This is a genomic window from uncultured Oscillibacter sp. (genome assembly GCF_900544955.1).
Classification (GTDB): domain Bacteria; phylum Bacillota; class Clostridia; order Oscillospirales; family Oscillospiraceae; genus Oscillibacter.
Map to the genome: position 1 here is coordinate 1 of NZ_UQXD01000014.1, position 12,225 is coordinate 12,225.

At 64.8% G+C, this 12,225-nt stretch carries 13 protein-coding genes; all 13 read right to left on the reverse strand.

Annotation, left to right across the window (positions count from 1 at the left end; genetic code table 11):
- A partial coding sequence (gene dxr, locus QZS21_RS04980) for a 1-deoxy-D-xylulose-5-phosphate reductoisomerase (protein ID WP_295580921.1) occupies window positions 1-1,052 on the reverse strand: 1,052 nt, incomplete at its 3' end.
- 9 nt (window positions 1,053-1,061) lie between these two features.
- The gene (locus tag QZS21_RS04985) at window positions 1,062-1,859 is read right to left on the reverse strand and encodes a phosphatidate cytidylyltransferase (protein ID WP_295580923.1); all 798 of its coding nucleotides are present in this window, start codon (window positions 1,857-1,859) and stop codon (window positions 1,062-1,064) included.
- 25 nt (window positions 1,860-1,884) lie between these two features.
- Window positions 1,885-2,565: a polyprenyl diphosphate synthase gene (uppS, locus tag QZS21_RS04990; protein WP_295580925.1), complete on the reverse strand. Its 681-nt coding sequence runs from the start codon at window positions 2,563-2,565 to the stop codon at window positions 1,885-1,887.
- 71 nt (window positions 2,566-2,636) lie between these two features.
- Window positions 2,637-3,194, reverse strand: a complete 558-nt coding sequence (frr, locus tag QZS21_RS04995; protein ID WP_295580927.1) for a ribosome recycling factor — start codon at window positions 3,192-3,194, stop codon at window positions 2,637-2,639.
- Window positions 3,195-3,243: 49 nt separating this feature from the next.
- Window positions 3,244-3,960: a UMP kinase gene (gene pyrH / locus QZS21_RS05000; protein WP_295580929.1), complete on the reverse strand. Its 717-nt coding sequence runs from the start codon at window positions 3,958-3,960 to the stop codon at window positions 3,244-3,246.
- Between the two features lie 134 nt (window positions 3,961-4,094).
- Window positions 4,095-4,691 carry a ribosome biogenesis GTP-binding protein YihA/YsxC gene (yihA, locus tag QZS21_RS05005; RefSeq protein ID WP_295580931.1) on the reverse strand — a complete coding sequence of 199 codons (597 nt, stop codon included), beginning with the start codon at window positions 4,689-4,691 and terminating at the stop codon, window positions 4,095-4,097.
- A 12-nt stretch (window positions 4,692-4,703) separates the two neighbouring features.
- Window positions 4,704-7,124, reverse strand: coding sequence for an endopeptidase La (gene lon / locus QZS21_RS05010; RefSeq protein ID WP_295580934.1), 2,421 nt, complete (start codon window positions 7,122-7,124; stop codon window positions 4,704-4,706).
- A gap of 72 nt (window positions 7,125-7,196) precedes the next feature.
- Entirely contained in the window at window positions 7,197-8,513 is a 1,317-nt protein-coding gene (gene clpX / locus QZS21_RS05015; protein WP_295580936.1) for an ATP-dependent Clp protease ATP-binding subunit ClpX, read from the reverse strand.
- A 25-nt stretch (window positions 8,514-8,538) separates the two neighbouring features.
- Window positions 8,539-9,123 carry an ATP-dependent Clp endopeptidase proteolytic subunit ClpP gene (gene clpP, locus QZS21_RS05020; protein ID WP_295580938.1) on the reverse strand — a complete coding sequence of 195 codons (585 nt, stop codon included), beginning with the start codon at window positions 9,121-9,123 and terminating at the stop codon, window positions 8,539-8,541.
- Between the two features lie 111 nt (window positions 9,124-9,234).
- Entirely contained in the window at window positions 9,235-10,650 is a 1,416-nt protein-coding gene (gene tig / locus QZS21_RS05025) for a trigger factor (RefSeq protein ID WP_295580940.1), read from the reverse strand.
- Window positions 10,651-10,741: 91 nt separating this feature from the next.
- The gene (locus tag QZS21_RS05030; protein ID WP_295580942.1) at window positions 10,742-11,428 is read right to left on the reverse strand and encodes a metallophosphoesterase; all 687 of its coding nucleotides are present in this window, start codon (window positions 11,426-11,428) and stop codon (window positions 10,742-10,744) included.
- 18 nt (window positions 11,429-11,446) lie between these two features.
- Window positions 11,447-11,734 carry a hypothetical protein gene (locus QZS21_RS05035; RefSeq protein WP_295580944.1) on the reverse strand — a complete coding sequence of 96 codons (288 nt, stop codon included), beginning with the start codon at window positions 11,732-11,734 and terminating at the stop codon, window positions 11,447-11,449.
- The gene (locus QZS21_RS05040) at window positions 11,731-12,033 is read right to left on the reverse strand and encodes a hypothetical protein (RefSeq protein WP_295580946.1); all 303 of its coding nucleotides are present in this window, start codon (window positions 12,031-12,033) and stop codon (window positions 11,731-11,733) included. The genes QZS21_RS05035 and QZS21_RS05040 overlap by 4 nt, the downstream gene beginning before the upstream one ends.
- Between the last annotated feature and the right edge of the window lie 192 nt (window positions 12,034-12,225).

A 12,225-nucleotide genomic window follows, 5' to 3' on the forward strand; every position in this document is an offset into this window, starting at 1 on the left:
GTCTCCTCCACCAGCCGCGCAATCGCGCCGAAGGGGATCTTCTCGTGCAGGAATGCGTCCACCGCAACCTCGTTCGCGCCGTTGAGCACGGCGCAGGCGGTGCCGCCCCGGGCCGCGGCGGCCTCCGCCAGGGCCAGGCAGGGAAAGGCCTCCCGGTCCGGCTGGGCGAAGGTCAGCGGCGGGCAGCCCAGCAGGTCCAGCGGCTCCGCCGGGCTCTCCGCCCGCTCCGGATACGTCAATGCGTAGCGGATGGGCAGGCGCATATCCGGCGTGCCCAATTGGGCCAGCACCGCCCCGTCCCGGTACTCCACCAGGGAGTGGACGATGCTCTGCCGGTGAATCACCACGTCCACCTGCCGAAGCGGCAGGCGGTAGAGCCGCATGGCCTCGATGACCTCCAGCCCCTTGTTCATCAGCGTGGCGCAGTCCACGGTGATCTTGGGCCCCATGGTCCAGTTGGGATGCCGCAGGGCATCCGCCTTCGTCATTTTGCCCACTTCGTCCCAACTCATGCCGTAAAAGGGTCCGCCGGAGCAGGTCAGGATCAGCCGCCTGATCTCCCGGCGGTGGGCGCAGCCCCGGAGGCACTGGAAGATGGCGGAGTGCTCGGAATCCACCGGCACAATCTCCGCCCCGCTCCGCTCCGCCGCGTCCATCACCAGCTCCCCGGCGCAGACCAGCGTCTCTTTGTTGGCCAGGGCGATCCGCTTTTTCTCCCCAATGGCGGCCAGCGTGGGCCGCAGCCCCACCATGCCCACCACGGCGGTCACCACGGTGTCCGCCTCCGGGGCCACAGCGGCCTCCGTCAGCGCCGCCGGGCCTCCCAGCACCTTCGTGCCGGTGTCCGCCAGGCGCACCGCCAGGTCCCTGGCCGCCGCCTCGTCGACCAGCACCGCCAGGCGGGGGGCAAACCGCCGCGCCTGGGCCTCCAGCCGCTCCGCGCCGGTGTTGGCCGTCAGGCACGCCACCCGCACCCCCAGCTGCTCCGCCACCTCCAGGGTCTGGCGGCCGATGGACCCGGTGGAGCCCAGTACTGCTATCGTATTCTTCATAGGCCCATCCTATCTCACAAAGCTTAAAACAATCTCAATGACCGGCGCCACGAACAGCACGCTGTCAAACCGGTCCAGCACGCCGCCGTGCTCCAGAAAGAGCCTGCCGTAGTCCTTGACGCCGAACTCCCGCTTGATGAGGGAGAAGCTCAGATCGCCGATCTGAGCCACCGCGCCGCACACCAGGGCCAGCAGCGCCATGGGGCCGTAGCCGATGCTGGCGCCGAACCACCGGTCCATCACAAAGGCGAAGGCCAGGCCGCAGGCCAGATTCCCCACCATGCCCCCCACGGAGCCCTCCACCGTCTTTTTCGGGCTGACCTTGGGGGCCAGCTTGTGCTTGCCGAAGAGGCGGCCACCAAAGTAGGCGAAGGTGTCGCAGGCGAAGCTGAGGAGGAAGGGCAGCAGCAGATACGCCCGGTGGACGCCCCCCTCCTCCATCCGCACGAAGGCGGCGAAGGAGTAGGGCACGCACACCACGGCGAAGAGTCCGGCCAGCAAGTGGAGCAGCCGGATCTCCCCCGCCTTCACAATGGCATAGAGGAAGGATACCAGGATGTAGAGAAACCACAAAATCACCACGTGCTCCGGCCGGTCGTAAAACCAGCTGACGGAGAACACGGCGCACAGGACGGTCCACCCGTAGAGGTAATTCCCCCGCTCCACGCCCACGCACTTCATCAGCTCCATGGCTCCGATGCCGGAGAGCACGCACAGCGCCGCCATCATCACCAGGGGCGGCGCCCCCAGCACCACGTACACCAGCAGGGGGACGCCCACGGCGGCAACCAGCAGTCTCGATTTCATAGCAGCCCTTCTTTCCTGTGAAGCGTTATTTCTTCACACCGCCGAAACGGCGGTCTCTTTTCTGATACTCCGCGATGGCCCGGTCCAGCTCCGCCTCGTCGAAGTCCGGCCACAGGGTGTCCGTGAAATAGAACTCCGAATAGGCGCACTGCCACAGCAGGAAGTTGCTCAACCGCAGCTCCCCGCTGGGGCGGATGATGAGCTCCGGGTCCGGGATGCCCCGGGAGTCCAGATACCCGGAGAAGCGCCCCTCGTCCAGGTCCTCCGGCCGGCAGGTCCCGGCGGTGCAGTCCGCGGCAAATTGCCGCACCGCCCGCAGGATCTCGTCCCGGCCGCCGTAGTTCAGGCAGACGTTGGCCTGGAAATCGTCGGCGGCCAGATGCTCCGTGATCTCGTCGGTCTCCCGGGCCAGGGCCCGCAGCTCCGGGGAAAGGGGCGTCAGGTCCCCAAAAAAGTGCAGGCGGATGTGGTCCCGCTCCATGGTGTCCACCGCCTCCAGGAGGTAGCGCTTCAAAAGGCCCATGATGACCCGCACCTCGTCGGCGCTGCGCCGCCAGTTCTCCGTGGAGAAGGCGTACACCGTCAGATAGCGGACCCCCCGGTTCTTGCAGTGGGTGGCGATGCGGCGGAAGGTCTCCGCCCCCGCCTTGTGCCCGGCGGTGCGGGGCAGGCCCCGCTGGGTGGCCCAGCGGCCGTTGCCGTCCATAATAATCGCAATATGGCGAGGCAGACACCCTGTCTGCCCCGCCGTATCGCCGTTTTTCCAACTATTTGCCATCAGACCGCCATCAGTTCCTTCTCTTTTTTGGCCAGCAGCTCATCCAGCTTCTTGCAGCTGTCATCGGTGAGCTTTTGCAGGTCCTTCTCCATCTGGGTCAGGTCGTCCTCAGTGATCTCGGAGGCCTTTTCCAGCTTCTTGAAGCGCTCCATGGCGTCCCGGCGGATGTTGCGCACCGCCACCTTGCCGTTTTCGGCGTACTTGTGAATCTGCTTGACCAGCTCCTTGCGGCGCTCCTCCGTCAGCTGGGGGAAGCTGAGGCGGATGTTCCGGCCGTCGTTCTGGGGATTGATGCCCAAGTCGGAGTTCTGGATGGCCTTCTCAATGGATTTCAGGGCGGAGCTGTCCCACGGGGCGATCAGCAGGGCCCGGGGATCGGGAGAGGAGATGGCGGCGATCTGCTGGATGGGGGTGGGGCTGCCGTAGTAGTCCACCATGATGCGGTCCAGCACGGCGGCGTTGGCCCGGCCCGCCCGCACGGAGGCAAAGTCCGCGGCAACGGAGTCGATGCTCTTTCTCATTTTCTCCTCGTATACCTTGTATTCATCCTTCAACATGTTGGGGTCCTTCCTTTCACTTGGTGTTTATGGGAGGTCGCTGACAAACTCAATCCTTGACAATGGTGCCCACCTTCTCGCCGCACAGGGCCCGGAGAATGTTCCGGGGGTCCTTCAGGGCAAAGAGCAGCACGGGGATACGGTTGTCCATGGACAGCGAGGTGGCGGTGGAATCCATCACCATCAGGTGCTGGGCGAGAATCTCATCGTAGCTGATGGTGTCGTACTTGACGGCGCCGGGGTCCTTCACCGGGTCGGCGGAGTAGACGCCGTCCACATTCTTGGCCAGCAGAATCACGTCCGCGTTGATCTCCGCCGCCCGCAGCACCGCGGCGGTGTCGGTGGAGAAATAGGGGTTGCCGGTGCCGGCGCCGAAGATGACCACCCGGCCCTTCTCCAAATGCCGGATGGCCCGGGAGCGGATGTAGGGCTCCGCCATGGCCCGCATCTCCACGGCGGTCTGGACCCGGACGGGGATGCCCTTTTGCTCGCACACGTCCGCCAGCGCCAGGCTGTTCATCACCGTGGCCAGCATGCCCATGTGGTCCGCCCGGGTGCGCTCCATGCGGCCGCCGCTGTTTTTGGCGCCCCGCCAGAAGTTGCCGCCGCCCACCACCAGGCCCACCTGCACGCCCATCTCCAGGCACTCCTTCAGCACGTCGCAGACCTGGCCGATGACCTCGAAATCCAGGCCGGTGTGCTTGTCCCCGGCCAGGGCCTCGCCGCTGATCTTCAGCAGCACCCGCTTATACACAGGCTTTGCCATGACAAAAACCTCCATTGTCTCCTCGGAATTTTCAACGTGTCTATTTTAGCGTATTTTTCCGGGTTTGCATAGAGGGTTCCGCAAGATTTTCCCGAAAAAAGCGGGAGAGGCCCCTTCCTCTCCCGTTTTTCCCCTCACTGCCCGCAGGCGGCGTTTAGCAGCCGCAGCAGGGTCTCCTTGCCGTCGCCCTTTTCGGCGGAGAAGGGCACCAGCGTGTCCTCCTCCCCCAGCTCCAGGGTCTCCCGGATCAGCGCCAGGGCCGGGTCCACCTGGCTGCGCTTCAGCTTGTCCAGCTTGTTGGCCACCACGATCTCCGGGCAGCCGGTCTCGCGGAACCAGGTGTGCATGGTCAGATCGTCCGCCGTGGGCTTGTGGCGGATGTCCACGATCAGCACACCGCAGGTGATGCGCGCCCCGCCCTCTTCGAAGTACTGCTCCATCAGGCGGCCCCAGCGCTCCTTCTCGGTCTTGGAGACCTTGGCGTAGCCGTAGCCCGGCAGATCCACCAGATAGGCCCGCCGGTCCACCAGAAAGTAGTTGATCTGGGTGGTCTTCCCCGGGGCGGCCCCCACGTAGGCCAGGTTCTTCCGCCCCAGCAGCCGGTTGATGACCGAGGACTTGCCCACGTTGGACCTGCCCGCGAAGGCAAACTGGGGCAGTCCGTCCCGCAGGAAGTGGTCCCGGGCGGAGGCGGAGCGGATAAACTCCGCCTTACCAAAATTCAATGCCATGTGTGCTCCTTTTCACTGCCGCAGGGCGGTCTCCCCGGCGCTCTCCCGGGGGATGGGGGCGAAGGCGGTGACCAGCTCCGCCACCTCCTCCCGGATGGGGTCGCTCTCCGGGCAGAGGATCTCGGCGAACACCTGGTCCACCGTCTCCACCGGCACAAACCGCAGCGCGGCGCGCACCGTCTGGTCGATCTCCTCCAAATCCCGCACGTTGTCCCTGGGGATCAGCACGGTGTGGAGGCCGTTGCGCCGGGCGGCCATGGTCTTCTCCTTCAAGCCGCCGATGGGCAGCACCCTGCCCCGTAAAGTGATTTCACCTGTCATGGCATAGCCCGCCTTGATCTTCCGGTCCGTCAGGGCGGAGAGCATGGCGGTGGCCATGGCGATGCCGGCGGAGGGGCCGTCCTTGGGCACCGCCCCCTCCGGGAAGTGCACGTGGATGTCCCGGGTCTTGTAGAAGTCCCCGGGGATGCCCAGAGCCGCCGCCCGGCTCCGCAGGCAGCTCAGGGCCGCCTGGGCGGACTCCTTCATCACGTCGCCCAGGTTGCCGGTGAGCTCCAGCTTGCCGGTGCCCTCCATGACGTTGACCTCCACCTCCAGAATCTCACCGCCGGCCTCCGTCCAGGCCAGGCCGTTCACCACGCCGATCTCCTCCCGCTCCGTGTGGAGGGCGGGGGGATAGGGCTGGCAGTCCAGCAGCTTCGGCAGCATCTCCTCTGTAACGGTCAATCTCTTTACACTTCCCTTCAGCAGGAGCATATCCGTCTTCCGGCAGAGGGCGGCCAGCCGCCGCTCCAGCAGGCGGACGCCGGACTCTCGGGTGTAATCCCGGATGACGGCGCGGAGCACCTCCTCGCTCACCCGGAGGGTACCCCTGGGCACGCCGTGCTCCGCCATCTGCTTGGGCAGCAGGTGGCGCCGGGCGATCTGCACCTTCTCCTCGTCGGTATAGCTGGAGAGGGACAAAACCTCCATCCGGTCCAGCAGAGGCCGGGGGATGGTGTCGGTGGTGTTGGCGGTGGTGATGAAGAGTACCTTGCTCAAATCCACCGGAATCTCCAAAAAGTGGTCCCGGAAGGAGCCGTTCTGCTCGCTGTCCAGCACCTCCAGCAGGGCGGAGGCCGGGTCTCCCCGGTAGTCGTTGCCCAGCTTGTCGATCTCGTCCAGCAGCAGCAGTGGATTCATAGACCCGCTGCGGCTGATGGCCTCGATGATGCGGCCGGGCATGGAGCCTATGTAGGTCTTCCGGTGGCCCCGGATGTCCGCCTCGTCCCGGACGCCGCCCAGGGAGAGCCTTGCCAGCTTCCGGTTCAGCGCCTTGGCCACGGAGATGGCGATGGAGGTCTTGCCCACGCCCGGCGGGCCCACCAGGCAGAGAATCTGCCCCTTGCCCTGGGGGTTCATCTGCCGGACGGCGATGGTCTCCAGAATCCGCTCCTTCACCTTTTCCAGGCCGAAGTGGTCCTTTTCCAGCACCTTCCGGGCGGCGTCCACGCTGACCCGCTCCCGGGTCTCCGTGTTCCAGGGCATCTCCAAGCACACGTCCAGGTAGTTGCGGATCACCGCCCCCTCGGCGCTGCCGAAGGGCTGCTTGGCCAGCTTGTTCACCTCTTTGAGGAGGTACTTCTCCGTGTCTTCCTCCAGGCCCAGGGCGACGATCCGCTGGCGGTAGCCGTCGATCTCGTCGTCGCCGTCCTCGCCCTCCCCCAGCTCGCTCTGGAGGACGCGGATCTGGGTGCGGAGAATCTGCTCCCGCTGGGTCCGCACCAGGTGGTCCCGGACCTTGCCCTCCATCTCGTGCTCAAAGCCCAGGACGTTGCATTCCCGGGCCAGGAAGCCGTTCAGCTTCCGCAGCCGGACGAAGGGGGCCATCTCCTCCAGAATCTCCTGCTTGTCCGAGTGGCGCAGGGCGATGTTCTGGGTGATGAAATCCGCCAGATATCCCACGTCCCGGCTGTCCATCACCGTGGCGACGACCTCCTCCGGGATGCCGCCGGCAAGCTCGGCGTACTCGCTGAACAGGTTCCAGGTCTGGCGCAGCAGGGCCTCCGTCCGGGGGCTGCGGCGGAAGGCCTCGGTGGGGGTCTCCTCCTCCAGCACCTCCACGTTGGCCTGGAGGAAGGGGGTGGTCTGCCACAGGCGGCGCAGGCGGGCCCGCTGCCGCCCCTCCACCACGCAGCGGATGGAGGTCTGGGAGATCCGCAGAATCTGGCTGATGTGGGACACGGTGCCCACGACGTACAGGTCCTTCTCCTCCGGCGCATTGACGCCGATCTCCCGCTGGGTCACCAGGAAGATGTCCTGGTCCGCCTCCATGGACCGCTCCAGGGCGGCGATGGAGATGGGGCGCTCCACGTCGAAGGTCAGGTCCATGTGGGGGAATACCGTCAGGCCCCGGAGGGCCAGGACGGGAATGTTCAGTGTGGTCGGTTCCATAGGAGACGATTCCTTTCTTGGAAGTACAAACAGGGAAAGGGAGACGCCTGCGGCGTCCCCCCTTCTCCCCTCTTAAGACGCCGGTTTGGGGGCGGAGCTGCCGGTGGCCGGCCGCTCACCCTTGCCGGTGTTCAATTTCACGGAATAGCTGACCTTTTCCGGATCCCGGGTCAGCACGGGCTGGGCCTTCCCCTCCACGCACGCCCGGGTGATGACCGCCTTGACGATGGTGGGATCGGAGGGAATGTCGTACATGATCTTGATGAGGATGCCCTCCATCACGGCCCGCAGGCCCCGGGCGCCGATGTTGCGCTCGATGGCCATGTCGGCGATGGCCTCCAGGGCCTCCGGCTCGAACACCAGGTCCACGTCGTCGTATTCCAGCAGCTTTTTGTACTGCTTCACCAGCGCGTTCTTGGGCTCCTGGAGAATGCGCACCAGGTCCTCCCGCCGCAGGGCGTCCAGCGGCGCGATGACCGGCAGGCGGCCCACCAGCTCCGGGATGATGCCGAACTTCAGGATGTCGTGGGGCTGGACCTCCCGCAGGATCTTGCTGGTGTCCTTCTCCTTCTTCCCCTGGACGTTGGCGCCGAAGCCGATGCTCTTCTGGTCCAGCCGGTGCTCGATAATCTTGTCCAGACCCTCGAAGGCGCCGCCGCAGATGAAGAGGATGTTCCGGGTGTTCACCTGGATGAACTCCTGGTGGGGATGCTTCCGCCCGCCCTGGGGCGGAACGTTGGCCACGGTCCCCTCCACAATCTTCAAAAGGGCCTGCTGCACGCCCTCGCCGGACACGTCCCGGGTGATGGAGGTGTTCTCGCTCTTCCGGGCGATCTTGTCGATCTCATCCACATAGATGATGCCGTGCTCCGCCCGCTCCACGTCGAAATCGGCGGCCTGGAGCAGCCGCAGCAGGATGTTCTCCACATCGTCGCCCACGTAGCCGGCCTCGGTGAGGGTGGTGGCGTCGGCGATGGCAAAGGGCACCTTCAAAATGCGGGCCAGGGTCTGGGCGAACAACGTCTTGCCGGAGCCGGTGGGGCCCAGCATCAAAATATTGCTCTTTTGCAGCTCCACATCCTCGCCGCCGCCGAAGAAAATGCGCTTGTAGTGGTTGTAAACCGCCACGGAGAGGGCCACCTTGGCCTCGTCCTGGCCGATCACATACTGGTCCAGTACGGCCTTGATCTCCTGGGGGGTGGGCAGCTGGTCGGGGATGTCCTCCAGAGGGAGGTCCTCCTCCTCGAAGCCGTCGCTCAAAATGCTCATGCAAAGCCGCACGCACTCGTCGCAGATGCGCACGCCCGGGCCCTGGATCATGCGGTTCACCTGGTTTTCATGCTTGCCGCAGAAGGAGCACCGCAGCGTCTTTTTGCCGTCGTCGTTCATGGTATTACCTCGGTTTCTGGGAATTTTACTTCTTGCCGGAGAGAATCTTGTCTACCAAACCGAATTCCTTGGCCTCCTCGGCGCTCATGAAGTTGTCCCGCTCGCAGGCGGCGGTAACCTCCTCCAGGGACTTGCCGGTGTTCTCCGCCAGGATGCGGTTCATCCGCTTTTTGATGATCTCCAGCCGCTTGAGGTGGATGGCCATATCGGTGATCTGCCCCTGGGTGCCGGCGGAGGGCTGGTGGATCATGATCTCCGCGTTGGGCAGGGCGATGCGCTTGCCCTTGGCGCCGGCGGAGAGGAGGAAGGCGCCCATGCTGGCCGCCATGCCCACGCAGATGGTGGACACGTCGCACTTGACGTACTGCATGGTGTCATAGATGGCCATGCCGTCGGTGACGGAGCCGCCGGGGCTGTTGATATAAAGCTGGATGTCCTTGTCCGGGTCCTGGGACTCCAGATACAAAAGCTGGGCAACCACCAGACTGGCGGTAGTGGCGTTGACCTCTTCCCCCAGGAAGATGATCCGGTCATTCAGCAGCCGGGAGAAGATGTCGTAGGACCGCTCTCCCCGGTTGGTCTGCTCCACAACATAAGGGACTAAACTCACTTTGATAACCTCCGTTCTTTTGTGGCTATAAACCATTCTCTCATGATACCACAGGCACCATGAGAGAATGTGTCGAATCTGTAAAAAGTGCCGGGATCGGCTGCCAAATTTTTACTCGGCGTCGGTTTCTGCGGCCTCTTCCGCCTTTTTGGCGGTCTTGCGGGTCCGCTTGGGCTTCTCTTCGCCCTCGGCCTTCTGGGACTCCTCCCCCTCCTCGGCCTTTTTGGCCTTGGCGGCGGTCTTCTTCTCGGGCTTGGTGGCGGTGGCGCTGTCCACCACCACGGCCAGGGCCTTGCGGCTCACCAGCTGGTCCCGCACCTGGTCGGCCTGGAGGTACTTCTTCACCGTCTCCAGATCCATGCCGTACTGCTCGGCCATCTTCTGGAACTCGGCCTCCACCTCTTCGTCGGTGGCCTCCACGTTCTCGGCCTTGATGATGGCGGCCAGGGCCAGGTCCATCCGCACCTGGCGGGCGGCGGGCTCCTTGGCGTCGGCCAGGAGCTTGGCCTCGTCCATGCCGGTGATCTGCATGTACTGCTCATAGGGGATGCCCTGCTGGGAAATCTGCATCTTGAAGTTGTCCAGGAACTGGCGGCACTGGGCCTCCACCATGGCGTCGGGCACGTCGGCGGTGAGGCCCTCGGCCACCTGCTCCATCAGCGCGTCCTCGAAGGCCCGGTCGGCGGCCTGCTGGCGCTCCTCGGTGAGCTTCTTCTTCAGGTCGGCCTTCAGGTCCTTCAGGGTGTCGAACTCGGAGACGTCCTTGGCAAACTCGTCGTCCAGCTCCGGCACTTCCTTCTCCTTCACCTCGTGGACCTTCACCTGGAACACCACGGCCTTGCCGGCCAGGTCCGCGTGATAGTCCTCGGGGAAGGTGATGTCGATGCTCTTCTCCTCGCCGGCCTTCATGCCCACGATCTGCTCTTCAAAACCGGGGACAAAGCTGTGGGACCCCAGCTCCAGGCTGTGGTTCTCCCCCTTGCCGCCGTCGAAGGGCTTGCCCTCCAGGAAGCCCTCGAAGTCGATCACCGCGGTGTCACCCTCCTTGGCCTCCCGCTCCACGGACACCAGGCGGGTGTTCCGGTCGCTCAGCTCCTTGAGCTTGGCGTCCACGTCGGCAGCGGAGACCTTCACCTCGTCCTTGGGGGCGGAGAGGCCCTTGTACGCGCCCAGGGTCACCTCGGGATATACGGGGGCGGTGGCCTTGAAGGTGAAGCCCTCCTTGGTGCACTCGCCCTCCATCTCCACGGAGGGGTAGCCCACCACCTGGAGCGCCTGCTCCTTCACAGCGGCCTCATACGCATCGGGGAACGCAATATTAATGGCCTCCTCGAAAAACACCTCTGCGCCGTACATGCCCTCAATGATCTTGCGGGGGGCCTTGCCGGGGCGGAAGCCCGGCACGTTGATCTTCTTGCGCATCTTCTGATATGCCTTTTCGACGGCGGCTTCAAACTCCGCCGCGCCGACTTCCACGGTCAGCGCGACCTGGCTCTTTTCAAGTTTTTCGCAGTTCTTCACAGTCATGATGTTTACTCCTCCGTTCAATCAGCGGCTAAACGCCGTTGCGAATCAATATTTTAACAGAAAAATCTAGAAAATGCTAGCTTTTTTTCACTTAATCGCAGATTTTTTTTGGAACAAAGCCCAGGTGGTCGGCGGAGATCAGGGAAAAGGCCGTCCGCCCCCAGCTCCCCTCCAGCCGGCGCTTGATGGCGGGGCCGTGGAGATGGCCGTAGCAGCAGCACGCCACGGGGTATTTTTCCAACACCGCCAGAATCTCCGGGCACTGGTAGCCCTGGTAGAGGGGCGGGTAGTGGAGAAAGCAGAAAATGGGCCGCCCCCCCGCCGCCTGAAGGGAGGCCTCCAGCCGCCCCACCTCCCGGCTGAGGACCTTGGCGTTGTGGGGCTTTTGCTCCTCCTCCAAAAACCAGCCCCGGGTACCGCACACGGCGTAATCCCCATAGGGGAAGCTGTTGTTGTGGAGAATGTCGAAGGTGGTGAGGCCCTTCTCCGCGAAGAAGCCCCGCATCTTGGAGGCGGTGGACCACCAGTAGTCGTGGTTGCCCTTCACCAGCAGCTTTTTGCAGGGGAACCGCTCCAAAAAGCGGAAATCCGCCTCCGCCTGCGGAAGGTCGATGCCCCAGGAGGTGTCCCCCGCCAGCACCAGCGTATCGCCGGCGGTGAGGGCGGAGAGGGACGCCTCGATCCGGTCCACATAGTGCTCCCAGGCGGGGCCGAAGACCTCCATGGACTTGTCCGCGCTCAGGGACAGATGCAGGTCCCCGATGGCATAGAGGGCCATGCAACCCCTCCTTTTCAGTCAGTGATTGGGACGGGGCCCCTCCTCCGTCCAGTCGAACCGGGTACCGCACACGGAGCAGAAGGAATTTTCCGCCGCCGTCCGCCAGAAGACCAGGCACCGCCCACAGCCGGGACAGCGCAGGTGGCGGGTCAGGCCCAGGAGCAGGACCGCCACCGCCGCGAAAAACAGCAGGAGGCACAGCACGCCCGCCGCCCCCGGAACCGCTCCGGCCAACACCGCCAAAACCAGCGCCGCCGCCCCGGCGGCCTGGGTCCGGCGGAGCCATTTCCGATCCATCCGCTTCATTCGATCTCCTCCTCGTCGTCGTAGACGAAGGGCTTTCCGCAGCAGGGGCAGTAATACCGCCGCCCAGGCCGCCACTGAGGCCGGGCCACGCCCTTGCCGCAGTTGGGGCAGCCCAGGTGCCGCAGGCGCGCCACCAGCAGGGCCAGCAGCCCCAGCACCGTGCCGCTCACGCCCAGCAGCACAAACACCGGGGACGTGAGCCCCACCAGTCCCGCTCCCCAGGGCAGCAGGGCGCACAGCACCGTCACCCCGGCGAGGACGGTGCACCGCCGGGCCCATTTCCGCTCCAGACGCTTCATTCGATCTCCTCCTCATCGCCGCAGACGAAGAGCTAGCCGCAGCCGGGGCAGTCATGCCGCCGCCCCGGCCATCACCGGGGCCGGGCGGCGCCCTTCCCGCGGTTGGGACGGCGCCGCCAGCATGGCCAGCAGCCCCGGTACCGCGCCGCCCTCGCCCAATCTCACGAACACCGGGGGACGCGAGCTCGACCA

Coding starts and splice junctions, on each gene's coding strand:
- QZS21_RS04985 (WP_295580923.1), bottom strand. CDS start 1,859: ATGAAATCGAGACTGCTGGTTGCCGCCGTGGGCGTCCCCCTGCTGGTG.
- uppS (WP_295580925.1), bottom strand. CDS start 2,565: ATGGACGGCAACGGCCGCTGGGCCACCCAGCGGGGCCTGCCCCGCACC.
- frr (WP_295580927.1), bottom strand. CDS start 3,194: ATGTTGAAGGATGAATACAAGGTATACGAGGAGAAAATGAGAAAGAGC.
- pyrH (WP_295580929.1), bottom strand. CDS start 3,960: ATGGCAAAGCCTGTGTATAAGCGGGTGCTGCTGAAGATCAGCGGCGAG.
- yihA (WP_295580931.1), bottom strand. CDS start 4,691: ATGGCATTGAATTTTGGTAAGGCGGAGTTTATCCGCTCCGCCTCCGCC.
- lon (WP_295580934.1), bottom strand. CDS start 7,124: ATGGAACCGACCACACTGAACATTCCCGTCCTGGCCCTCCGGGGCCTG.
- clpX (WP_295580936.1), bottom strand. CDS start 8,513: ATGAACGACGACGGCAAAAAGACGCTGCGGTGCTCCTTCTGCGGCAAG.
- tig (WP_295580940.1), bottom strand. CDS start 10,650: ATGACTGTGAAGAACTGCGAAAAACTTGAAAAGAGCCAGGTCGCGCTG.
- QZS21_RS05030 (WP_295580942.1), bottom strand. CDS start 11,428: ATGGCCCTCTATGCCATCGGGGACCTGCATCTGTCCCTGAGCGCGGAC.
- QZS21_RS05035 (WP_295580944.1), bottom strand. CDS start 11,734: ATGAAGCGGATGGATCGGAAATGGCTCCGCCGGACCCAGGCCGCCGGG.
- QZS21_RS05040 (WP_295580946.1), bottom strand. CDS start 12,033: ATGAAGCGTCTGGAGCGGAAATGGGCCCGGCGGTGCACCGTCCTCGCC.